Annotated in this window: 19 protein-coding genes; 13 read left to right on the forward strand and 6 right to left on the reverse strand. The window is 70.7% G+C overall.

Features of this window, described 5'->3' with window-relative positions:
- Positions 1 to 39: 39 nt before the first annotated feature.
- Positions 40 to 1,221, forward strand: a complete 1,182-nt coding sequence (locus ASG45_RS04740; RefSeq protein ID WP_055833522.1) for a sensor histidine kinase — start codon at positions 40 to 42, stop codon at positions 1,219 to 1,221.
- A gap of 79 nt (positions 1,222 to 1,300) precedes the next feature.
- The gene (locus ASG45_RS04745) at positions 1,301 to 1,948 is read left to right on the forward strand and encodes a response regulator (protein ID WP_055833525.1); all 648 of its coding nucleotides are present in this window, start codon (positions 1,301 to 1,303) and stop codon (positions 1,946 to 1,948) included.
- Positions 1,949 to 2,003: 55 nt separating this feature from the next.
- Here ASG45_RS04745 and ASG45_RS04750 read toward each other — a convergent pair whose 3' ends face one another.
- Entirely contained in the window at positions 2,004 to 2,510 is a 507-nt protein-coding gene (locus ASG45_RS04750) for a hypothetical protein (protein ID WP_055833527.1), read from the reverse strand.
- Positions 2,511 to 2,595: 85 nt separating this feature from the next.
- On the opposite strand from ASG45_RS04750, the gene ASG45_RS04755 reads away from it, so the two are divergent.
- Positions 2,596 to 3,219 (forward strand): 2-phosphosulfolactate phosphatase, encoded by a 624-nt coding sequence (locus tag ASG45_RS04755; protein WP_055833529.1) that lies wholly within the window; start codon positions 2,596 to 2,598, stop codon positions 3,217 to 3,219.
- Positions 3,220 to 3,226: 7 nt separating this feature from the next.
- On the opposite strand, the gene ASG45_RS04760 is transcribed toward ASG45_RS04755, so the two are convergent.
- The 3 genes from ASG45_RS04760 to ASG45_RS04770 all read right to left on the reverse strand — a co-directional run bounded on the left by ASG45_RS04760 (position 3,227) and on the right by ASG45_RS04770 (position 5,234).
- Positions 3,227 to 3,715, reverse strand: coding sequence for a SprT-like domain-containing protein (locus tag ASG45_RS04760; protein ID WP_055833532.1), 489 nt, complete (start codon positions 3,713 to 3,715; stop codon positions 3,227 to 3,229).
- Positions 3,716 to 3,745: 30 nt separating this feature from the next.
- On the reverse strand, positions 3,746 to 4,273 hold the full coding sequence (locus tag ASG45_RS04765) for a tetratricopeptide repeat protein (protein WP_055833535.1): 528 nt from the start codon (positions 4,271 to 4,273) through the stop codon (positions 3,746 to 3,748).
- A gap of 94 nt (positions 4,274 to 4,367) precedes the next feature.
- Positions 4,368 to 5,234 (reverse strand): spermidine synthase, encoded by an 867-nt coding sequence (locus ASG45_RS04770; protein WP_055833538.1) that lies wholly within the window; start codon positions 5,232 to 5,234, stop codon positions 4,368 to 4,370.
- Positions 5,235 to 5,556: 322 nt separating this feature from the next.
- Here ASG45_RS04770 and ASG45_RS04775 point away from each other — a divergent pair, with 322 nt between their 5' ends.
- From ASG45_RS04775 to ASG45_RS04785, 3 genes are all read left to right on the forward strand, one after another.
- Positions 5,557 to 7,224, forward strand: coding sequence for an ABC transporter substrate-binding protein (locus ASG45_RS04775; RefSeq protein WP_055833541.1), 1,668 nt, complete (start codon positions 5,557 to 5,559; stop codon positions 7,222 to 7,224).
- Between the two features lie 84 nt (positions 7,225 to 7,308).
- On the forward strand, positions 7,309 to 8,313 hold the full coding sequence (locus ASG45_RS04780; RefSeq protein WP_055833544.1) for an ABC transporter permease: 1,005 nt from the start codon (positions 7,309 to 7,311) through the stop codon (positions 8,311 to 8,313).
- A gap of 53 nt (positions 8,314 to 8,366) precedes the next feature.
- Entirely contained in the window at positions 8,367 to 9,272 is a 906-nt protein-coding gene (locus ASG45_RS04785; RefSeq protein WP_235560547.1) for an ABC transporter permease, read from the forward strand.
- A 281-nt stretch (positions 9,273 to 9,553) separates the two neighbouring features.
- On the opposite strand, the gene ASG45_RS04790 is transcribed toward ASG45_RS04785, so the two are convergent.
- Positions 9,554 to 11,221: an ABC transporter ATP-binding protein gene (locus ASG45_RS04790; RefSeq protein ID WP_055833549.1), complete on the reverse strand. Its 1,668-nt coding sequence runs from the start codon at positions 11,219 to 11,221 to the stop codon at positions 9,554 to 9,556.
- A 240-nt stretch (positions 11,222 to 11,461) separates the two neighbouring features.
- Here ASG45_RS04790 and pxpA point away from each other — a divergent pair, with 240 nt between their 5' ends.
- The 5 genes from pxpA (at position 11,462) to ASG45_RS04815 (ending at position 22,361) form a co-directional block, all read left to right on the forward strand.
- The gene (pxpA, locus tag ASG45_RS04795) at positions 11,462 to 12,214 is read left to right on the forward strand and encodes a 5-oxoprolinase subunit PxpA (protein WP_055833553.1); all 753 of its coding nucleotides are present in this window, start codon (positions 11,462 to 11,464) and stop codon (positions 12,212 to 12,214) included.
- Positions 12,215 to 12,225: 11 nt separating this feature from the next.
- Entirely contained in the window at positions 12,226 to 13,818 is a 1,593-nt protein-coding gene (locus ASG45_RS04800; RefSeq protein ID WP_200943402.1) for an urea amidolyase family protein, read from the forward strand.
- Positions 13,819 to 14,089: 271 nt separating this feature from the next.
- The gene (gene rpoB / locus ASG45_RS04805) at positions 14,090 to 17,587 is read left to right on the forward strand and encodes a DNA-directed RNA polymerase subunit beta (RefSeq protein ID WP_055833556.1); all 3,498 of its coding nucleotides are present in this window, start codon (positions 14,090 to 14,092) and stop codon (positions 17,585 to 17,587) included.
- Between the two features lie 56 nt (positions 17,588 to 17,643).
- Positions 17,644 to 21,519: a DNA-directed RNA polymerase subunit beta' gene (gene rpoC, locus ASG45_RS04810; RefSeq protein ID WP_055833560.1), complete on the forward strand. Its 3,876-nt coding sequence runs from the start codon at positions 17,644 to 17,646 to the stop codon at positions 21,517 to 21,519.
- A gap of 245 nt (positions 21,520 to 21,764) precedes the next feature.
- Complete coding sequence (locus ASG45_RS04815) at positions 21,765 to 22,361, forward strand: hypothetical protein (RefSeq protein WP_055833564.1); 597 nt, start codon at positions 21,765 to 21,767, stop codon at positions 22,359 to 22,361.
- A 26-nt stretch (positions 22,362 to 22,387) separates the two neighbouring features.
- On the opposite strand, the gene ASG45_RS04820 is transcribed toward ASG45_RS04815, so the two are convergent.
- Positions 22,388 to 23,020, reverse strand: coding sequence for a hypothetical protein (locus tag ASG45_RS04820; RefSeq protein ID WP_055833566.1), 633 nt, complete (start codon positions 23,018 to 23,020; stop codon positions 22,388 to 22,390).
- Positions 23,021 to 23,140: 120 nt separating this feature from the next.
- Between ASG45_RS04820 and ASG45_RS16555 the strand changes: the two genes are divergently transcribed.
- Both ASG45_RS16555 and ASG45_RS04830 read left to right on the forward strand, forming a co-directional pair.
- On the forward strand, positions 23,141 to 24,265 hold the full coding sequence (locus ASG45_RS16555) for a hypothetical protein (RefSeq protein WP_055833569.1): 1,125 nt from the start codon (positions 23,141 to 23,143) through the stop codon (positions 24,263 to 24,265).
- Between the two features lie 8 nt (positions 24,266 to 24,273).
- Positions 24,274 to 24,756 carry a hypothetical protein gene (locus ASG45_RS04830; protein WP_055833572.1) on the forward strand — a complete coding sequence of 161 codons (483 nt, stop codon included), beginning with the start codon at positions 24,274 to 24,276 and terminating at the stop codon, positions 24,754 to 24,756.
- Positions 24,757 to 24,778: the final 22 nt, after the last annotated feature.

A 24,778-nucleotide genomic window follows, 5' to 3' on the forward strand; every position in this document is an offset into this window, starting at 1 on the left:
CGGATGCCCAGCCCACCCGCGGCGCGTAGCGTGGCCGCGATGTTCACTCCGCGCCCGCTGCAGCGATACCAACTGGTCACCGACCTCGGCATCGCCCTCGTCTTCGGCCTGCTCGCCATCGCCACAGAACTCGCGGGCGGGTCGGGCGCCACCGCCGGCGTGGACCTGGCCCTCGAGACGCTCGGCGGGATGCTGGTGGCCGTGGCCCTGACCGTGGCCGTGGCGCTGCGCCGCCTGCAACCGGCCCTGGCGCTGATCTTCGCCTGGGCGGGGGCGCTGCTGCAGATGGGTTTCGGGCGGCAACCGTCGCCCAGCGACGTCGCCATCTTCGCGGTCCTCTACGCCACCGCGGCCTACGGGACGCGCCGCGTGTTCTGGGGCGGCTTCGCCTCGGCGATCGCCGGGGCGATCATCGTGCCGCTGTACCTCGTCGGTCGCGGGGTGACGGCGCCACTCACCGCGAACGAGTGGTTCGCGGTCGCCGCGTTGCTGCTGGCATCCGGGTTCGCGCTCATGCTGGCGTGGGTGTCGGGGGCGCTGGTGCGCACGGCCATGCGTGCGACCGCCAACAGCAGGGCGCAGCGGGCGGCCGAGGCCGAGACGATCGCCGAGCAGCAGCGGGTGCGCATCGCCCGCGACATGCACGACGTCGTCGCCCACTCGCTCGCCGTCGTCATCGCGCAGGCCGACGGTGCGCGCTACGCTGCCGCGACCGACCCGCAGGCCACGACGGCGGCGCTCTCGACGATCTCGTCGACGGCACGCGCCGCCCTCGGAGACGTGCGCCTGCTGCTCACGCAGCTGCGCCACAGCCAGGCCGAGGGGCCGCAGCCCACCCTCGCCGACATCGAGACGCTGTACACCCGCATGTGCGCGGCGGGCCTCGTGGTCACCGCCGAGGTCGATCCCTCCCCGCCCGGCGAGCCGCCGGCCGCCATCCAGCTCGCGGTCTACCGCATCATGCAGGAAGCCCTCACGAACGCCCTGCGGCACGGCGTCGACCCACGTGTCCGCGTGCACCTGGCGTGGTGGCCCGACCGGGTGGAGCTGTCGATCCGCAATGCCCGTGCCACGGCATCCGTCGCCCCGGCCGCGCCGGGCGGTCACGGCCTCATCGGCATGCGCGAGCGCGCGCAGTTGGTCGGCGGCCGACTCACGGCCGAACCCGAGTACGGCGAGTTCGTCGTGCGGGCGACCCTGCCGATCGGGCGCCCGGCGTGAGCCCCGCCCCCGCCCCCGCCGGACTCGATCGGCGCAGGAGATGCCGCACCCTCGCTCGACCAGAAGAGGAACCGCCCGCATGACCGCTCCCATCCGTATCGTCCTCGTCGACGACCAGGTCCTGTTCCGCGCGGGCATCCGCATGGTGATCGACTCGCAGCCCGATCTCGAGGTGGTGGGCGAGGCCTCCGACGGGCGCGAGGGCATCGACGTGGTGCGGGCGACCCGCCCCGACCTCGTGCTCATGGACGTGCGCATGCCCGTCATGGACGGCCTGACCGCCACGGCGGAGATCCTGAGCGAACCCGCGCCCCCGCGCGTCGTCGTGCTGACCACCTTCGACCTCGACGAGGCCGCCGCGCGGGCCATCCAGCGCGGAGCGAGCGGGTTCCTGCTGAAGGACTCGGAGCCCGAGTTCCTGCTCTCGGCGGTGCGCACCGTGCACGCCGGCTCCGCCGTGATCGCCGCCGAGGCGACGCGGACGCTGTTCGCGCACATCGCCGACGGCGGCGCCGAGCCGGTGCCCGCGAGCTACACGAGCCTCACCGACCGCGAGCGCGAGATCTTCGCGCTCGCCGCGGCGGGCCTGAGCAACGCCGAGATCGCAGAGCGCGAGTTCCTGTCGGAGGCGACGGTGAAGACGCACATCAGCCGCGTGCTCACCAAGCTCGCCCTGCGCGACCGCGTGCAGCTGGTGGTCTTCGCGTTCCGCCACGGCCTGGCCTGACCCGCGCCCCGCGTCGACTCCGCGCCTGCCTGCACCCCACGCCGGCGCGAAGCGGTCAGGGCGTCGAGGGGGATGTCTCGGGGTCGTGGGCCCAGGTCGGGGCGAGCGCCCGGATGCGTGCCGCGCGCCACTGCCACGTCGCCCACAGTCCCGGCCAGAGCGCCGGGGCGGCGGCGCCGCCGATGGTCAGTCGCTCGCGCCAGAGGGTGCGGCCCGCCTCGCCCGGGGCGGCCGAGACCGCCATCTGGTGGTCCCAGACATCGAGGCTCGCCAGCGGGCCGGTCAACGGGACCCCCCAGTCTCGGAACACCCGCACGCGGCCGTTGCCGTCGTGGGTCTCACGATCGGCGACCGAGATCAGCTGCCGGCCGACGGGAAAGATGCCGGCGACGCTCATCTGCACCGGAACGTCGTCCCCCGACTCGAACGAGGTGGGCATCGTGCCGAGCGCGTCGACCTCGAGCAGGGGGCCGTACAGCTCCGCGACGGCGCGCGGGGAGTGCAGCGCCCGCCACGCGGCATCCGGGTCGCAGTCGATGACGAACTTCAGCAGAATGCGCATGTCACCGATCGTGCCCGACGTGGCCGTCTTCGCCGGTACCGCTTGACGAACACGCGGTGACGCTCCACCGTTCTAGGCTCGGAGGATGCCGAAACACCCCGCCCTCTCGCAGTCCGACTACCAGGTGCGGCTGGAGTGGGGTGGCGCGGGCCTCTCCCGCCTGGCCGACGCCCACGTCGTGGTCCTCGTGCAGACCCTCGGCCTGTCGGCGCGCGCCCTGGCGGCGGCCGAAGCCGGGGCGCCCCTCGACGCCGTCGACGATGCGGCAGCGGCCCTCGTCCGCGCCTCGGCCGCGACCGGGGCGCACGTCGTGGTGGGAGGCCTGCGCAACGCTGCCGCCGTCGCCGCGCACGTGCTCGAGGTGCAGCGCACGCGCGGCGAGCGCACGAGTATCTCGATCGTCGCGGCGGGGTACCCCGACGGCACGGATGCCGAGGGACTCCGCTTCGCCGTCGACGACCTGCTGGGCGCCGGGGCCGTCGTCGCCGCTCTGGGCGACCTCGGTATCGACCACGCCTCGCCCGACGCCGCCGTCGCCGGCGAGGGCTTCCGCGCTCTCGGCGGGGCCGTGCGCCACCTGCTCACGGCCAGCGGCACGGGGCGTCGGCTCGCCGCAGACGGGCGCCGCGATGAGGTGTTGGCCGCGGCCGCGCGCGACGCCGCATCGGTCGTGCCGGTGCTGCGCGACGGAGCGTTCGTCGCCCCCTGACGCGCGCTCAGCGCGGCGTGGAGGCGGCCAGGCGCACCGCGGGCGAGATCTCGCGCCGCACCCAGGACAGGGCGAAGCGCGGGTCGAAGGTGGGCGCGCACTTCGCGCACGAGGTGGGACGCGTGGCCTTGCGATGCCGGTAGGCGACGTGGCCGGCGGGACAGGTGCCGACCCACGGCGCGAGCTCGGTGGCCGTCTCGCCCGCGTGCGTCGTTCCGCCGACGTACCCCAGCTCGCGCGCGGTGCGTTTCCACGCCGCGCCGTGGCCGGCCCGGGCTCCGGCGAGCGCGTGCGCCACCTCGTGCAGCAGCGTCTGGTGGTTCGTGTCGTCGTCGTAACGCGCGGTGAGGTAGCGCGAGACGCTGATGCGCTTGCGGCCGTAGTCGCACAGACCCGCGCGGCGCTTGGCGTTGTCGAACGCGAACGTCCACGACGCGTCGAGGTGCAGGGCGATCAACGCCTCGGCCCAGACGCGTACGCGGTGCAGATCGGACATGACGGGAAGCCTAGGCGGGGCCTACGACACTCAGCTCGCGACGACCTCGCGCGTGCGTCGACGCTCGGCGGCGTCGATCGCCAGCAGGGTCGACTCGAGCTGCGCATCGGTGGCGCCGGCGTTCTGGCGCAGGAAGAGCGCCTGCTTGAAATCGCGACGCGCGGCGTCGTAGTCGCCCTCGTCGTAGTGCACCTTGCCGCGGTGCTGCAGGGCGAAGGCGGCGATGCTGGCCCACCCCTGGCCCTCGGCCTCGTCGGCGCACATGGTGAGTTCCTGCTCGGCGGCGGCGAATGCCCCGCGGCATTGCAGGATCGTGGCGTGCAGGATGCGGGCGCGCAGCAGGTCGCGGCGGGTGCCGGCCATGCGGGCGACGCGCACCGACTGGTCCGAGATGACGAGCGCCTCGTCGAAGCGGTCGAGCACCTTCAGCAGCCACACGCGTTCGAGCAGGGCGTGGAGGCTGCGCTGCGAACCGATCTCCTCGAGTCGTTCCGCGCACTCGCGAGAGTCGGTGACCTCGCGCAACGTGTCGGGGTCGTACCCGTGGATGTAGCTCACCGTCGCTCCTCTCGGTCGGGCAGGAGTTCCAGTTTGCGTGGCAGGCGCGCTCAGAACGCCCGCGCCACGCGGTCGGGGCGCGAACACGCCGCCGTCACCGTTCGAAGATCGACGCCGAGGGCTTGGGCGACGGCGTCGCGTCGGCATCGGTCGACGCCCGCGCCCCGCGCATGAACTCCTCGATCTCGGCCCCCTGGGCCACTTTCGCGGGGTGGGGACCGGCCGCCATGAGACGCGGGAGCCATTCGACGGGCAGGGGGGCGGCGGAGGCGGCGACGACGAGATTGCCGAAGCGGCGGCCCTTCAGCACCTGCACCTCGGCGAGCACGATCACCTCGGGCAGCACCGCGCGGATCGTGGCGACCTGTCGTCGGGCGAAGGCGAGGCCGGGGCCGTCCGACACGTTGACGAGCAGGACGCCGTCGGGGGCGAGCAGACGCGCGGCGTCGCGGTAGAACTCCACCGTGGTCAGGTGCGCCGGGGTCTGCGCGCCCGAGTACACGTCGCTCACGAGCAGGTCGACGGCGCCGGTGAGCCCGGCGGGGAGCTTGGCGAGACCGGCGCGCGCGTCGCCGATGCGCACGCGGATCGCGGCGCCGCGGGGAAGGGGGAGGTTCTCGCGCACGAGATCCCAGAGCGCCGGCTCCAGTTCGATCACCTGCTGGCGGGAGCCGGGGCGGGTGCTCTCGACGTAGCGGGGGAGGGTGAGGGCCCCCGCGCCCAGGTGCACCGCGGTCAGCGGCTGTCCCGGCATCCGCAGGCGGTCGATGACCGCTCCCATGCGCGCGACGTATTCGAAGTGCAGGTGGGTGGGATCGTCGAGGTCGACGTGCGACTGGGGGGTCGCGTCGACGACCAGCTCCCATCCCGAGACGAAGCCCGACGGCGACACCCGCGCGGTCGATCCGTCCGACAGTCGCGCCGTGGGGGCGTCGTCGGGTTCGATGCGCATGCGTGCCATCCCTCCACGCTAGCCGGGCCCGTCGCGCGAGATGCCGAACCCCGACGCACGCCCTGGCCGCGAAGCGACGACTCTCGGCTCCTCGCGCTGCCCGAGGCGGGCAGGGTGCGCACCGCGGCGGCGGGGGGATGGGCGGAATGCGCCATCGGTGGTCCGGGAGGGCATCAGGATGCCGGATTCTCGAAACACGATCGATACACGCGGGCAATGGGCACGACGCCGCCCGCCCTGTACGGTCGGGGGAACACAGCAAGCGGAGCGCGGCACGATGACGTGACAGCGCCGTCGTTCTCCTCCCTTTCCCCCCGGAAGGTGTACCGAAATGCTCAGTTCTCTTCGACGACGTCTGCTCGTCGGCGGCGCCACCGTCGCCATCGGCGCGCTCGCCCTGTCGGGCTGCACGAGTCAGCGCGACGACGACGGCGGCGGCGACGCCGGCGGTGACGTCGACTCCACATTCGTGTTCGGCGCCTCGGGCGATCCGTCCAGCCTCGACCCCGCCTTCGCCAGCGACGGAGAGTCGTTCCGCATCTCGCGGCAGATCTTCGAGGGCCTCGTCGGCGTGGAGTCGGGCACCGCCGACCCCGCCCCCATGCTCGCCGAGAGCTGGGAGCAGTCGGACGACGGCCTGTCGTACACCTTCACGCTCAAAGAGGGCGTGACCTTCCACGACGGCACCGAGTTCAACGCCGACGCCGTCTGCTTCAACTTCGATCGCCAGAACAACTTCACCGGCATCGCGCAGTCCGAGAGCCTGTCCTACTACTGGGGCAAGATCATGCGCGGCTACGCCGACACCGGCACCTCGATCTACGGCGGCTGCGAGGTGGGAAGCCCCACCGAGGTCACCATCACGCTGACCGAACCGTTCGCCGGTTTCATCCCCGCGCTGTCGCTGCCCGCGTTCGCGATGCAGAGCCCCACCGCGCTGCAGGAGTACCAGGCCGACGAGGTGGGCGGAACCTCCGAGGCGCCGACCCTCAGCGAGTACGCCCAGGGCCACCCCACCGGCACGGGTCCGTTCCAGTTCGACTCGTGGGAGCCCGGCGCCGAGGCGACCGTCAACGCCTACGAGGGCTACTGGGGTGACCAGGGCCAGGTGCAGAAGGTCATCTTCCGCGTGATCGGCGACACCACGGCTCGTCGCCAGGCGCTCGAGTCCGGCTCGATCGACGGGTACGACCTCGTGGCCCCCGCCGACCTCGGCGCGCTCGAGTCCGCGGGCTACATGCTCACCAACCGCGACCCGTTCAACATCCTGTACCTCGGCATGAACCAGGCCGACCCGGCGCTCGGCGACATCCGCGTGCGCCAGGCCATCGCCCACGCCATCGACAAGCAGCAGCTGGTCACCCAGGTGCTGCCCGAGGGCACCACGGTGGCCTCGCAGTTCATGCCCGACAGCGTCATCGGCTTCAACTCCGGCGTGACCACGTACGACTTCGATCAGGCCGCCGCCAAGGCCCTGCTCGCCGAAGCCGGCTTCACCGACGCCAACCCGCTGACGCTGACCTTCAACTACCCGGTCAACATCTCGCGCCCGTACATGCCGAACCCCGAGCAGATCTTCACGAACCTCCAGTCGCAGCTGCAGGCCGTGGGCATCGTGCTCAACCCGGTGTCCAACGAGTGGGGCGAGTACCTCGACCTGATCCAGGGCGGCAGCGAGCACGGCATCCATCTGCTCGGCTGGACCGGCGACTACAACGACCCCGACAACTTCGTGGGCACGTTCTTCGGCGGCACGTCCAACGAGTGGGGCTTCGACAACGCGGAGCTGTTCTCGGCTCTCACCTCGGCCCGCGGCCTCGCGACCGAGGCCGAGCAGGACCCGGCCTACCAGGCCGTCAACGAGCAGATCGCGACGTTCCTCCCCGGCATCCCGCTGGCCAACCCCGTGCCGACGCTCGCGTTCGCACCCCGGGTGAAGTCGTACCCCGCCAGCCCCGTGCAGGACGAGGTCTACAACGAGATCGAACTCACCGAGTGATCCGGATGCCGCGGGCTCCGCGTCGTGACGACGCCGGGGCCCGCGGTTCCGCGTCCCCCCGTTCCCGACACCCTGTGAGAACCCGTGCTCCGCACCATCGGCAGGCGCCTGCTCCTGCTCATCCCCACTCTGTTCGGTCTGTCCGTCCTGCTCTTCGCCTGGGTGCGCGCGCTCCCGGGCGGCCCCGCCGTCGCCCTGCTGGGTGAGCGGGCCACCCCCGCCGCCGTCGCTCGCATCAACGAGCTCTACGGCTTCAACGAACCCCTCTACGTGCAGTACTTCACGTGGCTCGGGCGTCTGATGACCGGAGACTTCGGCTCCTCGATCCAGACCGGCCGGCCGGTGCTCGAGGAGTTCGTGCGCCGCTTCCCCGCCACCCTCGAGCTGTCGATCGGCGCGCTCATCGTGGCGGTGGGCATCGGCATCCCGCTCGGCTACTGGGCCGCGCGCCGTCACGGCAAGATCTGGGATCACACCGCCGTCGTGCTGAGCCTCATCGGCATCACGATCCCGGTGTTCTTCCTGGCGTTCATCCTCAAGTACGTCTTCGCCGTGCAGCTCGGCTGGCTGCCCTCCGACGGTCGCCAGAACCCGCGCATCGACGCGACGCACTACACGAACCTCTACGTCTTCGACGGGCTCATCACCGGGGAGTTCGACGCGTCGTGGGATGCCGTGCTGCACCTGATCCTGCCCGCGGTCGCGCTCGGCACGATCCCGCTCGCGATCATCGTGCGCATCACGCGCGCCTCGGTGCTCGAGGTGCAGAACGCCGACTACGTCCGCACCGGCCGCGCCAAGGGCATCGGCCGCTCGACGCTGCGCAACCGCTTCATCCTGCGCAACGCCATGCTGCCGGTCATCACCACCGTGGGACTGCAGGCGGGCCTGCTCATCTCGGGGGCGGTGCTCACCGAGACGGTGTTCGCCTTCCCGGGCATCGGGCAGTTCCTCGCGCGGGCCATCTTCACGCGCGACTTCCCCGTGCTGCAGGGGTTCATCATCTTCATCGCGATCGCGTACGCGCTCATCAACCTGCTGGTCGACCTGTCGTACAGCGTCATCGACCCGAGAGTGAGAGTCCAGTGAGCTCCGGCATCCTCCCTCCCGCCCCCAGCGGCGGTCCCGTCGACGACAACGCGATCGTCGACGGCCAGCTCCTCGCCGCCCAGGCGCGCGGGGGCGGATTCTGGCAGGACGTGTTCCAGCGGCTCCGCCACAGTCCCGTCGCCTGGATCGGCGCGATCATCGTGCTGGCGTTCCTGCTCGTGGCGGCCCTCGCGCCGCTGCTCGCGCCGTACCCGGCCGAGTCCCTGCCCGGACAGCGTTTCATCACGCCGACCGACATCCCGGGGCCGGGCGAGATGGCCGAGTTCCCCCTCGGTCTCGACCGCTTCGGCGGCGACGTGCTGTCGAAGCTCATCTGGGGCGCCCAGGCGTCGCTGCAGATCGGTGTCATCTCGACGGCGATGGGCCTCATCGGCGGCATGGCGCTGGGGCTGCTGGCGGGCATGTTCGGCGGGTGGGTCGACGCGGTGGTCATGCGCTTCGTCGACATCCTGCTCTCGGTGCCGAACCTGCTCCTCGCCGTCTCGATCGCCGCCATCCTCGGCCAGAGCCAGCTCGCGATCATGATCGCGATCGGTGCGTCGCAGGTGCCGGTGTTCGCGCGGCTCCTGCGCGCCTCGATGCTGCAGCAGCGCGGCGCCGACTACGTGCTGTCGGCGCAGACCCTGGGCCTCAGTCGACGGACGATCACGATGACCCACGTGCTGCCCAACAGCGTCGGGCCGGTCATCGTGCAGGGCACGCTCACGCTCGCGACCGCCGTCATCGACGCGGCCGCACTGTCGTTCCTGGGCCTCGGTGGCGGACTGCCGCAGACCGCCGAGTGGGGCCGCATGCTCACGTACGCGCAGGCCGAGCTGGCGATCGCGCCGTGGCTGGCGTTCCTGCCGGGCATCTGCATCGCCGTGACCGCGCTGGGCTTCACGCTGCTGGGCGAGTCGCTCCGCGAGGCGATGGACCCCCGCACCCGCGCGCGGTAGCGGGCGCCCGTCCCCGGCCCGCTCGCGCGGGTCGGGGCCGCGGCGTTGTCGGCGCGGCATCCATGTCCCACTTCATGCAGTCTCATCGACCGTTTCTCCCACGAAGCGGGACATGCCCCGGCGCGTGAGCCGCTGCGCCGCCGGCGGTGGGTGCCGTGTCCCACTTCGTGCAGGTCTGCCGACCGTTTCTCGCACCAAGTGGGACATGCCTCAGCGCACGTGCCGCGGGGCCGTGGGCCAGCGGGTGCCGGGGGACATCGCCCGCTGCACCGCGCGCTGCGTCAGCCCGCCAAGCCCAGCTCGTTGCCCGGGATCGACGCGAGCAGGCGGCGCGTGTACGGGTCGCGGGGGTTGGTGAAGACCTCTTCGCTGGATGCCGCCTCGACCAGGCGCCCGTCCTTCATCACGCAGACGTAGTCGCTGATCAGGCGCACGACCGCGAGGTCGTGCGAGATGAAGAGGTAGCTCAGGCCGTACTCGCGCTGCAGGTCGCCCAGCAGGTCGAGGATCTGCGCCTGTACGAGCACGTCGAGCGCCGACACCGGCTCGTCGCACACGATCAGCTCGGGCGAGAGGGCGAGGGCCCGGGCGATCGCGACGCGCTGCCGTTGCCCGCCCGACAGTTCCGAGGGGTAGCGGCGCAGCATGGATGCAGGCAGGGCCACGTCGTCCATCAGCTGGCGCACCCGCTTCGCGCGTTCCGCCTTCGAGCCGCGCTTGTAGAACGACAGGGGCTCCTCGACGATGCGCTCGACGGTGAACATGGGGTTCAGGCTCGAGTACGGGTCCTGGAAGATCGGCTGCACCTTCTGGCGGAACTGCCGCAGGGCGTCGCCCTTCAGAGCCGCGACGTCCTGCCCGTCGAACGTGATCGATCCGCTCGTGGGCTCGACGACCTTCAGCAGCATGCGCGCGGTCGTGGTCTTGCCCGATCCCGACTCGCCCACGATGGCGACGGTCTGGCCGCGGGGGATCGCGAGCGACACGTCGTCGACGGCGCGGAAGTCGTCGCCCCGCCCCCTCGTCGGGTACACCTTGGTGAGGTTCGAGATCTCGACGATGTGGTCGCGCACCGGCTCGGCGGCGCGCGAGCCGCGGAAGTCCTCGGGGCGCAGTCGCACGGCCGCGACCGAGGGCGCCGCCGCCACCAACGACTTCGTGTACTCGTGCTGGGGGTTCTCGAGGATCTGGCGTGCGGGTCCCTGCTCGACGACGCGCCCGCGGTGCATGACCACGACTCTCGATGCGCGCTCCGCGGCGAGACCCAGGTCGTGGGTGATGAGGAGCACGGCTGCGCCCAGCTCGTCGGTCTGCTTGTCTATCTGGTCGAGGATCGTCTGCTGCACGGTGACATCGAGCGCGCTCGTCGGCTCGTCGGCGATCAGCAGGCGCGGCCGGCAGGCGAGGCCGATCGCGATGAGCGCGCGCTGGCGCATGCCGCCCGAGAACTCGTGCGGGTACTGCGTCGCCCGCTTCTCGGCATCCGGCAGTCCCGCGGCCTCGAGCGCCTCGACGACCTTGCCCTTGACGTTCGCGCGTTCGGCCAGGCCGTGGGCGAGCAGCGTCTCGGCGACCTGCGTGCCGATCTTCGCGACGGGGTTGAGGTTCGACATCGGATCCTGGGGCACCAGGCCGATCTGCCGGCCGCGTACCTGACGCATGCGGGCCTCGCCGAAGGTGGTGAGGTCCTCGCCGTCGAGCAGGATCTGGCCGCGGGCCACGCGGCCCCCGGAGGCGAGCAGACCGATGATCGCCATGGCGGTCGTCGACTTGCCGGAGCCGGATTCGCCGACGATGGCGATGGTCTCACCCGCGTGGATGTCGAGATCCACCCCATCGACGGCCCGCACGGGGCCGTCCATGGTGGCGAAGTCGACCGCGAGATCACGGACCGAGAGAAGGGGCAGGGGGGATGCCGGAGCGGGGGGACCGGCGACATCGGAGGTCATCCCACCATCCTCGCCCGCGCTGCGCGTTCTGCCCACCCCTTCCGCCCGATCGTCACACCCCCGTAACGCGCTCGGATCCGCACGACTCCGGCGGATGCGCCCGCTCACCGTCGGTGTGCGCCCGCCGCGCGGACGGTGCAGGAGCTGTGCGCGCCGTGCGCCGGCAACCGTCCGCGACGGGCCGCGCCGCCCCGCGCCGCCGACCCCCGTGCGCGCGCATCGCGGCGTTACGGTGGCACCATGCGCGTGGACCTCAACGCCGACCTCGGCGAGACCGTCGACGGGATGCCGACCGCCGACGACGAGGCCATGTTCGCCGTCGTCTCCAGCGCCAACGTCGCCTGCGGGGGACACGCCGGAGACGCCGCCTCCATGCGCGCCTCGGTCGAACGGGCGGCACGGTTCGGTGTCGCGGTCGGCGCGCATCCCTCGTACGACGACCGCGCGAACTTCGGCCGTGTCCGGCGCGACCCCGCCCCGGACGACCTCCGGGCGAGCATCGCCGCCCAGCTCGACGCGCTCGCCGCGGCCGGTGCCGACCTGCGCTACGTCAAACCGCACGGGGCGCTGTACCACGCGGTGATCGACGACGCCTCGCAGGCCGCAGCCGTCGTCGCCGCGGTCGCCGACCTCTCCGCCCGGCTCGGCCGCGCCCTGCCGGTGCTGGGTCTTGCGGGGGCGATCGCCGAAGCCGCGGCAGCGGCGGGCCTGCCCTTCGTGCGCGAGGCGTTCCTCGACCGCGGGTACGCCGCCCACGGGCAGCTCGTGCCCCGCGGGGAACCGGGAGCGCTAGTCGACGACCCCGCGCTCGTCGCCGAGCGGGCGCTGCGTCTGGTGCGCGAGGGCGAGGTCGTGGCCGTCGACGGTACGCGCATCGCGGTCGAGGCGGCCTCCCTGTGCCTGCACGGCGACACTCCCTCGGCGGTCGCGATGGCCCGGGCGGTTCGCGGGGCCCTCGACGCTTCGGGCATCGAGGTGCGCGCGCCGTGGTGACGCTCCGGCCGATGGGGGAGCGGGCCGTGCTCGCCGAGGTCGTGGACCTCGCCGCGGTCCTGGCGCTCCACGCCGCCCTCGCCGCCGATCCGCCCGCCGGGGTCGACGAGCTCGTCCCCGCCGCACGGACCGTCCTCGTGGGGTTCGATCCCGCTCGCACGTCGGCCGACGCCGTCCGCTCCTGGATCCGCTCCGTCGCCGGCACGACCCCGGATGCCGTCGCACCCGGCCCCCTCGTCGAGGTGCCGGTGCGCTACGACGGCGCCGACCTCGACGACACCGCCGCGCTCGTCGGCATCCCCGTCGCCGATCTCGTGGCCCGCCACGCCGGGGCGGAGTGGACTGTGGCGTTCACGGGCTTCGCCCCCGGGTTCGCCTACCTCGTCAGCGCCGATTGGCCGTTCGACGTGCCGCGCCTGACGCAGCCGCGCACCCGCGTGCCCGCGGGGGCGGTGGGGCTGGCCGCGGAGTTCAGCGGAGCGTATCCGCGCGAGACCCCCGGCGGCTGGCGCCTGATCGCCTCGACCGACGCCGTGCTCTTCGATCCGGATGCCGCCGACCCGGTGCTGCTCCCACCTCGCTCGCTCGTGCGGTTCGTGGCGCAGCGCGCCCGCGTCGCCGTCGTCGCACCCTCCGCGCCGGGATCGGGGTCGAGCGGAGGGCGAGCGGCGAGCGGAGGAGGGGATGCCGGTGACTCGCCCTCCCCTCCTCCCTCGCCCTCCCTTCGCCCCACGCCGGAGGCGGACTCCCCGCCCGCCCTCCGCGTGCTCGCCCCCGGCGGCTTCACCACCGTGCAGGACCTGGGTCGACCCGGCCGCGCCGCCCTCGGCGTCGGGCGCTCGGGCGCCGTGGATCGCGCCGCGCTCCGCATCGCCAACCGCCTCGTCGGCAACGACGAGGGTGCCGCGGGCCTCGAGATCGCTCTCGGCGGTTTTGGCGCCCGGGCCGAGAGGGACACGTGGGTGTGCGTCACGGGCGCGTTCGCCGAGGTGCGCGTCGACGGGAGGACTGTGGATGCCTACGCGCCGGTGCTCGTGCCCGCCGGAGCCGAGCTGCACATCGGGACCGCCCGCGCCGGGCTGCGCTGCTACCTCGCCGTGCGGGGCGGCGTCGTCGCGCCGGTGGCGCTGGGCTCGCGCGCGACCGACGTGCTGGCCGGGCTCGGCCCCGCGCCCGTCCGCGCGGGTGAGGGCGTTCGCGCGGGGGACCCGGCATTCCCGATCCCGGTCGTCGACGCGTTCCCGTGGTCGGTGCCGCCGACTGTGATCGACGTGCGCATCACCGCCGGTCCCCGCGCCGACTGGTTCGCTCCCTCGGCGTGGTCGACGCTGGTCGACGCGGAGTGGACCGTGTCGACCCACTCCGATCGCGTGGGCATGCGTCTCGACGGACCCCCGCTGGAGCGCACGCGTCACGACGAGCTGCCCAGCGAGGGCATGCGCCCCGGCGCGATCCAGGTGCCGCCGCACGGACGACCGGTGGTGCTGCTCGCCGACGGTCCGGTGACCGGGGGATACCCCGTGATCGCCGCAGTGGCGGATGCCGCGCTCGACGCGCTGGCGCAGGCGCGGCCGGGTGATGCCGTGCGATTCCGGCGTGCCTGACCGCCGATTCGGCCGCCCCGCCGGACAGGCGTGCGCGTTTATACCGCAGGTGTGCGAGGTCGTCAAGAATCGGACTGGACACGGCGCGTCCTCCCGCGTATGCTTGGACTTTGCGCTCCTCGATTCCCCCTGCCCTCATATGGTGGTCGGCTGAGCCTGCCCGTCCCCGCTTCATCGCGGTGTGCGACGGTGGGTTTTCGGGGCAGGAACGCACTCCACCTGACGACAAGGAATCACGAGCCCCTCGCCCGGGCTTCTGGAGGTTATTCCCTTGGCTGCTGCGAACACCGCATCCACCACCACCACCCCCAAGAGCGGACGCGGCGCATCCCGCCTCTCGTTCGCCAAGATCTCCGACAAGCTGACCGTTCCCGATCTGCTCGCCCTGCAGACCGAGTCGTTCGACTGGCTCGTCGGTAACGAGGCCTGGAAGGCGCGCGTCGCCGAGGCTCAGGCCGTCGGCCGGACCGACGTCCCCGAGATCAGCGGTCTGGAAGAGATCTTCGAGGAGATCTCCCCGATCGAGGACCTGAGCGAGACCATGCAGCTCTCGTTCACGAACCCCTATCTCGAGCCCGAGAAGTACTCGATCGAAGAGTGCAAGGAGCGCGGCAAGACGTACGCCGCCCCGCTCTACGTCGAGGCCGAGTTCATGAACCACCAGACCGGTGAGATCAAGACCCAGACGGTCTTCATGGGCGACTTCCCGCTCCAGACCGACAAGGGCACGTTCATCATCAACGGCACCGAGCGTGTCGTGGTCTCGCAGCTCGTGCGTTCGCCCGGTGTCTACTTCGACAAGACCCCCGACAAGACGTCCGACAAGGACATCGTGTCGGCCCGCGTCATCCCCTCGCGAGGCGCCTGGCTCGAGTTCGAGATCGACAAGCGCGACCAGGTCGGCGTGCGCATCGACCGCAAGCGCAAGCAGTCGGTCACCGTCTTCCTCAAGGCCCTCGGCCTGACCAGCGAAGACATCCTCGCCGAGTTCGCCGGCTTCGACTCGATCGAAGAGACGCTCTCGAAGGACACCATCCTCACGAAGGAAGATGCCCTCCGCGACATCTACCGCAAGCTGCGTCCGGGCGAGCAGGTCGCCGCCGAGGCCGCCCGCGCGCTGCTCGACAACTTCTACTTCAACTCGAAGCGCTACGACCTCGCCAAGGTGGGTCGCTACAAGATCAACCAGAAGCTCGGTCTCGACAAGCCGCTGAGCGACTCGGTGCTGACCGTCGACGACATCGTCGCCACGATCAAGTACATGGTGCGTCTGCACCGCGGCGACGCGTCGTTCGACGGCGTGCGCGGTGGCCAGTCCGCCGACATCCGCCTCGACACCGACGACATCGACAACTTCGGCAACCGCCGCATCCGCGCTGTCGGCGAGCTCATCCAGAACCAGGTCCGCACCGGTCTGTCCCGCATGGAGCGCGTCGTCCGCGAGCGCATGACCACGCAGGACATCGAGGCGATCACGCCGCAGACGCTGATCAACGTGCGCCCCGTCGTCGCCGCGATCAAGGAGTTCTTCGGAACCTCGCAGCTGTCGCAGTTCATGGACCAGAACAACCCGCTCGCGGGTCTGACCCACAAGCGTCGCCTGTCGGCGCTGGGCCCGGGTGGTCTGTCGCGTGAGCGTGCCGGCGTCGAGGTCCGTGACGTCCACCCCTCGCACTACGGCCGTATGTGCCCCATCGAGACGCCCGAAGGCCCGAACATCGGTCTGATCGGCTCGCTCGCCTCGTTCGCGCGCATCAACGCGTTCGGCTTCATCGAGACCCCGTACCGTCGCGTCGTCGACGGTCGCGTGACCGACCAGATCGACTACCTGACCGCCAGCGAAGAGAGCGACCACATCGTCGCTCAGGCCGGTGTCGCGCTGCAGGCCGACGGTCACTTCGTGGAGGACCGCATCCTGGCCCGCCGCGGTCAGGGTGGCGAGGTCGACCTGTTCCCGAACGACGAGATCGGCTACATGGACGTCTCGCCGCGCCAGATGGTGTCGGTGGCGACCTCGCTCATCCCGTTCCTCGAGCACGACGATGCCAACCGCGCCCTCATGGGTGCGAACATGCAGCGTCAGGCCGTGCCGCTCGTGCGCAGTGAGTCGCCCATCGTCGGAACCGGTATGGAGGGCTTCGCCGCCATCGACGCCGGTGACGTCGTCACCGCCGACAAGGCCGGTGTGGTGCTCGAGGTCTCGGCCGACGTCGTGACCGTCCAGCTCGACGAGGGTGGCACGCAGGACTACTTCCTCCGCAAGTTCGACCGCTCCAACCAGGGCACGTCGTACAACCAGCGCGTGGTCGTCTCGGCCGGCGAGCGCATCGAGGCCGGCGAGGTCATCGCCGACGGTCCCGCGACCGAGAACGGTGAGCTCGCCCTCGGCAAGAACCTCCTCGTGGCGTTCATGACCTGGGAAGGCCACAACTTCGAGGACGCGATCATCCTCAGCCAGGACCTCGTGAAGGACGACACGCTGTCGTCGATCCACATCGAGGAGTACGAGGTCGACGCGCGCGACACCAAGCTCGGTAAAGAGGAGATCACCCGTGACCTCCCCAACGTGAGCCCCGACCTGCTGAAGGACCTCGACGACCGCGGCATCATCCGCATCGGTGCCGAGGTTCGCCCCGGCGACATCCTGGTCGGCAAGGTCACGCCCAAGGGTGAGACCGAGCTCTCGGCCGAAGAGCGTCTGCTCCGCGCGATCTTCAACGAGAAGAGCCGCGAAGTCCGTGACACCTCGCTCAAGGTGCCCCACGGCGAGCAGGGCACGATCATCGCCGTCAAGGAGTTCAACGCCGAAGACGGTGACGACGAGCTCGGCTCGGGCGTCAACCGCCGCGTCGTGGTCTACATCGCCCAGAAGCGCAAGATCACCGAGGGCGACAAGCTCGCCGGCCGCCACGGCAACAAGGGTGTCATCGCCAAGATCCTCCCGATCGAGGACATGCCCTTCCTGTCCGACGGCACGCCGGTCGACATCATCCTGAACCCGCTCGGCATCCCGGGTCGAATGAACTTCGGCCAGGTGCTCGAGCTGCACCTCGGATGGATCGCCCAGCAGGGCTGGAAGGTCGAGGGCACGCCCGAGTGGGCGACGAACCTGCCCGAGGCCGCTCGCGAAGCAGCCCCCGGCACGAAGGTCGCCACCCCGGTGTTCGACGGTGCGTTCGAGGCCGAGATCGCGGGTCTGCTCGACTCGACGATCACGAACCGCGACGGTGACCGTCTGGTCGACTCCACCGGAAAGACGCTGCTGTTCGACGGCCGCTCCGGAGAGCCGTTCCCGGCGCCCATCTCGGTCGGCTACATGTACATCCTGAAGCTGCACCACCTCGTCGACGACAAGATCCACGCGCGTTCGACGGGCCCGTACTCGATGATCACCCAGCAGCCGCTCGGTGGTAAGGCGCAGTTCGGTGGTCAGCGCTTCGGTGAGATGGAAGTGTGGGCGCTCGAGGCCTACGGTGCCGCGTACGCGCTGCAGGAGCTCCTGACGATCAAGTCCGACGACATCCTCGGCCGCGTGAAGGTGTACGAGGCGATCGTCAAGGGCGAGAACATCCAGGAGCCCGGCATCCCCGAGTCGTTCAAGGTGCTCATGAAAGAGATGCAGTCGCTCTGCCTGAACGTCGAGGTCCTCTCGGCCGACGGCACGGTTGTGAACCTCCGTGACACCGACGACGACGCCTTCCGCGCTGCGGAAGAGCTCGGCATCAACATCTCCAGCCGCTTCGAGTCCTCGTCGATCGACGAGATCTGAGCTCCTAGCTCAGCGACCCAGCTCAGATTTCAGAGAATTCCGACACAGGAGAACCAGTGCTCGAATCAACCACTTTCGATCAGATCCGTATCGGTCTGGCCACCGCCGACGACATCCGTCGTTGGTCCTTCGGTGAGGTCAAGAAGCCCGAGACGATCAACTACCGCACGCTGAAGCCCGAGAAGGACGGCCTGTTCGGCGAGCAGATCTTCGGGCCCTCCCGCGACTGGGAGTGCGCCTGCGGCAAGTACAAGCGCGTGCGCTTCAAGGGCATCGTCTGCGAGCGCTGCGGCGTGGAGGTCACCAAGAGCTCCGTCCGCCGCGAGCGCATGGGCCACATCGAGCTCGCCGCGCCCGTCACGCACATCTGGTACTTCAAGGGCGTCCCCTCGCGCTTGGGCTACCTGCTCGACATGGCGCCGAAGGACCTCGAGAAGGTCATCTACTTCGCCGCCTACATGGTGATCTCGGTCGACGAAGATGCTCGTCACCGCGACCTCGCCATGCAGGAGAACAACATCCGCCTCGAGCTGAAGACGCTCGGCGACCGCCGCGATGCCCGCATCGCCGCCCGCCTGGCCAAGCTCGAAGAGGAACTCGCCGCCCTCGAGGCGGAAGGCGCCAAGGCCGACCAGAAGAAGAAGGTCAAGGACGCCGCCGAGAAAGAGATGACGGCCACCCGCAAGGGTGCCGACGAGCAGATCGCCAAGCTGGAGCGCGTGTGGGAAGACTTCCGCACACTCGAGGTCGGTGCCCTGAAGCCCGAGGACGACGTCTTCCACGAGCTGCAGGACCGCTTCGGTCAGTACTTCGAGGCCCACATGGGCGCGGAGTCGATCAAGCGTCGTCTCGAGATCTTCGACCTGGCCGCCGAGAGCGAGAACCTGCACCTGCAGATCTCCGAGGGCAAGGGCCAGCGCAAGATCCGCGCGATCAAGCGACTCAAGGTCGTCAACTCGTTCCTGCAGACCGGCATGTCGCCGGCCTCCATGGTGCTCGACGTCGTTCCGGTGATCCCGCCGGAGCTGCGTCCCATGGTGCAGCTCGACGGTGGCCGCTTCGCGACCTCCGACCTCAACGACCTCTACCGTCGTGTGATCAACCGCAACAACCGCCTCCGTCGTCTGATCGATCTCGGTGCCCCCGAGATCATCGTCAACAACGAGAAGCGCATGCTGCAGGAGGCCGTCGACGCCCTGTTCGACAACGGCCGCCGTGGTCGCCCCGTCACCGGTACCGGCAACCGCGCCCTGAAGTCCCTGAGCGACATGCTCAAGGGAAAGCAGGGTCGCTTCCGCCAGAACCTGCTGGGCAAGCGCGTCGATTACTCGGGCCGTTCGGTCATCATCGTCGGACCCCAGCTCAAGCTCCACCAGTGCGGTCTGCCCAAGCAGATGGCTCTCGAGCTGTTCAAGCCCTTCGTGATCAAGCGCCTGATCGACCTGGGTCACTCCCAGAACATCAAGGCCGCCAAGCGTGCGGTCGAGCGCTTCCGTCCCGAGGTCTGGGACGTGCTCGAAGAGATCATCCGCGAGCGCCCCGTGCTGCTGAACCGTGCACCCACCCTGCACCGTCTCGGCATCCAGGCGTTCGAGCCCCAGCTCGTCGAGGGCAAGGCCATCCAGCTGCACCCGCTCGTGTGCGCGGCGTTCAACGCCGACTTCGACGGTGACCAGATGGCTGTCCACCTGCCCCTGTCGGTCGAGGCTCAGGCCGAGGCCCGCGTGCTGATGCTCGCGTCGAACAACATCCTGAAGCCGTCGGACGGCCGTCCGGTCACCCTGCCCTCGCAGGACATGATCATCGGTCTGCACCACCTCACCACCCTCAAGGAGGGTGCGTCGGGCGAAGGCCGTGCGTTCGGTTCGGTGGGCGAAGCGATCCTGGCCAAGGACGAGGGCACCCTCGACCTGCAGGCCAAGGCGCGCATCCGCATCCCGGGTCTGACGTTCCTCGAGGGCCAGGCGCCCGAGGGGTACGAGAAGCACGGTCTCGTCGACGCCTCGCTCGGTCAGGCGATCTTCAACGACACGCTCCCCAAGGGCTACCCGTTCGTTCGCGAGCAGGCCGACAAGGGCAAGCTGTCGCAGATCGTCAACAAGCTGGCCGAGGAGTACCCCAAGGTCGAGGTCGCGGCATCGCTCGACCGCATCAAGGACGCCGGCTTCTACTGGGCCACGCGCTCCGGTGTGACGGTGGCGCTGAGCGACATCCTCACGCCCCCCAACAAGGGCGAGATCGTCGCGGGCTACGAGAAGCAGGCCGCGAAGGTCCAGGCGCAGTACGAGAAGGGTCTCACCACCGACGCCGAGCGTCGTCAGGAGCTCATCAAGATCTGGACCGAGGCCACCGACGAGGTCCAGAAGGCGATGCGGGACAACTTCCCCGCCGACAACACCATCAACCGCATGGTCTCGTCGGGCGCCCGTGGTAACTGGCTGCAGATCCGCAACATCGCGGGTATGCGCGGCCTGGTGAACAACCCCAAGGGTGAGATCATCCCGCGTCCGATCATCTCGTCGTACCGTGAGGGTCTCTCGGTCGCCGAGTACTTCATCGCGACGCACGGTGCTCGTAAGGGCCTGGCCGACACCGCTCTGCGTACCGCCGACTCGGGTTACCTGACCCGTCGTCTGGTGGACGTCTCGCAGGACGTCATCATCCGTGAGGAAGACTGCGGCACGTCGAAGGGCCTCGAGCTCCCGATCGCCGCGGCCGACTCGAGCGGCGCGCTGGTCATGGATGCCAACGTCGAGAACTCCGTGTTCGCCCGCACGCTGGCGACCGAGGTCGTCGACGCGCAGGGCACGGTTCTGGCCGAGGCCGGCGACGACGTGGGCGACGTGCTCATCGACAAGCTGGTCGCCGGTGGCATCGAGTCGATCAAGGTCCGCTCGGTCCTGACGTGCGACTCCGCCGTCGGTGTGTGCGCGAAGTGCTACGGCCGTTCGCTCGCGACCGGCAAGATCGTCGACATCGGCGAGGCCGTCGGCATCATCGCGGCCCAGTCGATCGGTGAGCCCGGTACCCAGCTGACGATGCGTACCTTCCACACCGGTGGTTCCGCGTCGGCCGACGACATCACGCAGGGTCTGCCCCGCGTGCAGGAGCTCTTCGAGGCCCGTACCCCCAAGGGTGCGTCGCCGATCGCCGAGGCCGACGGTCGCATCACGATCGACGAGACCGACAAGGCCAAGAAGGTCATCCTCACGCCCGACAACGGCGACGAGCCGGTGGTCTACCCCGTCCTGAAGCGCGCGACGCTCCTGGTCGAAGACGGCCAGCACGTCTCGGTGGGTGAGCCCCTCCAGGTCGGAACGCTCGACCCCAAGGAGGTCATGCGCGTGCAGGGTGCCCGCGAGGTGCAGAAGTACCTCGTGAACGGCGTCCAGGGCGTGTACCGCTCGCAGGGTGTGCCGATCCACGACAAGCACATCGAGGTCATCGTCCGTCAGATGCTCCGCAAGGTCACCGTCGTCGACCACGCCGACACCGACCTGCTCCCGGGTGAGCTCGTCGACTTCAAGCGGTACCAGAACATCAACCGCGCGGCGGTCGGCGAGGGCAAGCGTCCCGCGTCGGGTCGTCCCGAGCTGATGGGTATCACGAAGGCGTCGCTCGCGACGGAGTCGTGGCTGTCGGCCGCGTCGTTCCAGGAGACCACCCGCGTCCTGACGCAGGCGGCCATGGAGGGCAAGAGCGACCCGCTCGTCGGCCTCAAGGAGAACGTCATCATCGGAAAGCTCATCCCCGCCGGAACCGGACTTGCGAAGTACCGCAACGTCACGGTCGAGGCGACGGAAGAGGCCAAGAGCGAGCGGTACCCCAACCGCATCTTCGCCTCGGACGGCGCGTACAGCGACGCCGACCTGAGCTACGTCGATTTCGACAGCTTCTCGTCGGACGACTTCACGCCCGGTACGTACAACTGAATCGACGGATGCCGCACCTCGGTGCGGCATCCTGATTCCCCCGAAGGCCCCCGGTTCACGCCGGGGGCCTTCGTCGTGTCGGCGAGGATGGCGTGCGCGACCGGATCATGTCCGTGCACGGCGGCCGTCGCGACCGCGCCCCGTTCCGTCGATGTGAGAGCGCACGCGGGTCGGGCGCGCTCCCACGGCGTGTCGAGGACCGCTTCGGCGGGGGGAGTGCGCCTACCGTGGTCGAGGAGGAACGAATGGCTCGAATCGGGGGGCGGAGCCTCTGGCTCGCATGGCCGGCCGGACTGCTGTCGGCGGCCGCGGTCGCCGCGCTCTTCGTGCTCGCGGCCCCCGGGGTCCCCGCGCTCGTCACGTTCGTCGGTGACACCCTCCGCGCCGCCACTTCGTCCTCGCCCGCCGCCGCTCCCGAGCCGGTCGGGCCCGCGGAGGATTGTCGGCATCTGTACTCGCAGCCCCTCTGGTCGTCGCTGGTCTGGTCGCCCGAGGCCCTGCTGTCCCAGCGGCGCACGCCGGCGCTGTCGACACCCGAAGCCGTGGCGGCGGCGTCTCCGACCGTCGTGGTGACGTGCCACTGGCGGGGCGAGAGCGGACGCTTCGTCGAGACGACCGTGTCGACCGTCACGCCCGAGGCGGCGACGGCCGTGCCCGCCGTCTTGACGGCACAGGGCTTCGACTGCGAGACCGTCGAGGCCGCGACGCACTGCGAGCGGCAGGTGGGGGATCTCGTCGAGGTGCACGACCTGCGCGCGGACCGCTGGGTCTCATCGACCCTCTCGGGGTGGATGCCGACCGACTACGCCGCGATCGTGGCATCCCACGCCTTCGGCGAGTAGTACTTCTCCGCGCGCGAAGGGGGCGCTCAGGCGGACGGTGAGGGGGATGCCGTGGGCGACGGGGTCGCCGCGGGGAAGATCGAGGCGATGACGCTCGCCGTGTAGCCCGTGGGGGCGAGGTTCGAGTACTGGGTGTCGATGAGCACGCCGTCGCGCCAGAAGAGGGTGCGGCCGTCGTTGACGGGGTAGGTGTCGTTGATCCAGGTCTTCTCGCAGCGCGTGCCGTCGTCGGGCGTGTAGCAACTGAAGCCCTGCGTGGCCACGAGGTCGTTCAACATGTCGAGGGCGGGTCCGCGGTCCATCGCCGAGATGCGGGTGACGAGTCCGGTGGTGTCGGCGGCGGGGTCGCGCCAGATGCACACGAGGGTACCGTCGTCGAGCGTGCCCGAGGGGCCGGCCGCCGGATCGTTCAGCGGCGTGGATCCGAGCTGGGCCAGCACGTCGGCCGACAGCAGGGCGCGGCAGTCGGTGGGAAGTGCCACGGGTTTCGCCGACGGGGTGATCGTGGGGATCGGTGTCGGGCTCGCGCTCGTCGCCGCGGCGCTGGGTCTCGCGGGCGCGGCGTCGCCGCCGGTCTCGGGGGCGCACGCGCTGAGTGCCAGCGCGGCGACGCCGATCACCGCGACGGTGGCGACCTGGAGGAACGGGCGACGGGGCATGGGAACACCCTAAGCGCCGCCGCAGACACGGTCGAGACGCGGATCGCACGGCACGCCTGCGCGCTCGGGCGCGGTGCCCGGGATAGCCTTGCGCCGCAAGCACCGCGTGAGGAGACACCGATGAGCGACCACCAGTCGTACGGCAACCCCGTCGACGAGCCCAAGGATGAGCCGCGCGACGTCGTCGGGCAGGCCCACGAAGGCCTCGCCGATGCCGAAGCCGCCCGTCGTGACGCGGTCGACCCGGCGGTCGCCGAGGCCGCCTGGGACGAGCGCGAGGCGCACGAGCGCGACGCCACCTCCCTCGGCCAGCACGCCCCGGTCGAGCACCAGGACGCCGGCGACTCGTCGGCGCGGGGCGAACACCCCGCCCCGGTGGTGCACGACGCGTCTCCGGTCGAGCCGGTGACCGCGTCGGCATCCGCCGGTTCGTCCTCCAGCGACCTCGACGACGAAGACGCCCGCTGGGCCGCCTACGCCGCGTCGGCCGAGCCGGAGCCCACCACGACCTCGCGCACGTCCGACACGACGCCCACCACCGAGGCGCCTCGGTACGACGATGACCGCACGACGGCGTATCCCGCCGCCGCGGGGGTCACCGCCGCCGGCGCCGCCACTGCGGCGACCACCCCCGTCGCGTCCTCCGTCGCCGACGAGCCCACCCGCGTCGTCGGGGGCCCTCAGCCCATCTTCGTGCAGGCACCCGAGGCGCCTCGCCCGCGCGGCAACCGCGGCGCGGCCGGCGCGATCGGCCTGCTCGCCGCCCTCGTCTTCGCCGTGCTGTACCTGGCGGCCACGCTCGGTCTGCGTCTGCTGACCGGTGACGTGCAGGTCGCCGACCTCGGCCAGGCCGCTCTGTCGACGCTGGCCACCTGGGGCCTGTGGGTGCCGACCGTCACGTTCTACTTCGGTTTCTGGTTCCTCGGCGCGCTCATCAACCGCGGACGCTGGGGGCACTGGGTCGTCTGGGGCCTCGTCGTGGGCGTCATCGCGTGGCTCGGGCACCTGCTCGGCGTGCTGCTGGCCGCCCCGTTCTGGATGGTCACCGCACGCGAGTCGGCCGAACTTCTCCGCGACAACGCGCTGGCACCGTTGGCCATCGTCGCCTTCGTGCTCGGCCGTGAGCTGACGATCTGGTTCGGCGCGTGGGTCGCCGCGCGCGGTCGCCGCGTCACCGAGATCAACGCCGAGGCGCAGCGCGAGTACGAGCGCACGCTCGAAGCGGGTCCCCAGCTCGCGGGCTGACGGATGCCATGACGAACGAACCGCGACCGGCCGGGGTGACCCCGCCGGTCGCGGTCGTTTTCGCGTCGGTGACGTTCATCGCGTTGTCGATCGGCGGGCTCGGTGTCATGAGCCTCGTGCTCGACGCCGACGTCATCCCCGTGCGCGGGCTCGGCGCGATCCCCGGCGTGATCGGGCAGCTGCTGGCGCTGCTGGCCTTCGCCGGCGTGCTGTGGTGGGGCCTGCGCGCCGACCCGCCGGGGTACCTGACGGCGGTGCCCTGTGCGGTCGGTGCCTACGTCGGCGAGGTGCTCGGGATCGTCGTCGGCGCGATCGTCGGGGGTGCCGACCCCGCCCGCGGGCTCGCCGCCGCCGGCAGCGTCGCCCTCGGCTTCCCGGGTGCGGTCGTCGCGGGTGCGGGCCTGCTGGCGGGCCTGTTCGGGGTGCTGCTCGTCCGCTCGCGGTCGAACGGCCCGCGGTGGCGCTGGGAAGACGACGACGAGACGCGCTGAGACGTCGACGACCGGGGCGGGC

The organism is Microbacterium sp. Leaf436 (assembly GCF_001424715.1).
Classification (GTDB): Bacteria; Actinomycetota; Actinomycetes; order Actinomycetales; family Microbacteriaceae; genus Microbacterium.

Bases quoted from the DNA above. Each gene is read 5' to 3' on its own strand.
- ASG45_RS04820 (WP_055833566.1), bottom strand. From the start codon at position 23,020: ATGCCCCGTCGCCCGTTCCTCCAGGTCGCCACCGTCGCGGTGATCGGC.
- ASG45_RS04750 (WP_055833527.1), bottom strand. From the start codon at position 2,510: ATGCGCATTCTGCTGAAGTTCGTCATCGACTGCGACCCGGATGCCGCG.
- ASG45_RS04815 (WP_055833564.1), top strand. From the start codon at position 21,765: ATGGCTCGAATCGGGGGGCGGAGCCTCTGGCTCGCATGGCCGGCCGGA.
- ASG45_RS04755 (WP_055833529.1), top strand. From the start codon at position 2,596: ATGCCGAAACACCCCGCCCTCTCGCAGTCCGACTACCAGGTGCGGCTG.
- ASG45_RS16555 (WP_055833569.1), top strand. From the start codon at position 23,141: ATGAGCGACCACCAGTCGTACGGCAACCCCGTCGACGAGCCCAAGGAT.
- ASG45_RS04760 (WP_055833532.1), bottom strand. From the start codon at position 3,715: ATGTCCGATCTGCACCGCGTACGCGTCTGGGCCGAGGCGTTGATCGCC.
- ASG45_RS04740 (WP_055833522.1), top strand. From the start codon at position 40: ATGTTCACTCCGCGCCCGCTGCAGCGATACCAACTGGTCACCGACCTC.
- pxpA (WP_055833553.1), top strand. From the start codon at position 11,462: ATGCGCGTGGACCTCAACGCCGACCTCGGCGAGACCGTCGACGGGATG.
- ASG45_RS04800 (WP_200943402.1), top strand. From the start codon at position 12,226: ATGGGGGAGCGGGCCGTGCTCGCCGAGGTCGTGGACCTCGCCGCGGTC.
- ASG45_RS04830 (WP_055833572.1), top strand. From the start codon at position 24,274: ATGACGAACGAACCGCGACCGGCCGGGGTGACCCCGCCGGTCGCGGTC.
- ASG45_RS04745 (WP_055833525.1), top strand. From the start codon at position 1,301: ATGACCGCTCCCATCCGTATCGTCCTCGTCGACGACCAGGTCCTGTTC.
- ASG45_RS04775 (WP_055833541.1), top strand. From the start codon at position 5,557: ATGCTCAGTTCTCTTCGACGACGTCTGCTCGTCGGCGGCGCCACCGTC.
- ASG45_RS04770 (WP_055833538.1), bottom strand. From the start codon at position 5,234: ATGGCACGCATGCGCATCGAACCCGACGACGCCCCCACGGCGCGACTG.
- ASG45_RS04790 (WP_055833549.1), bottom strand. From the start codon at position 11,221: ATGACCTCCGATGTCGCCGGTCCCCCCGCTCCGGCATCCCCCCTGCCC.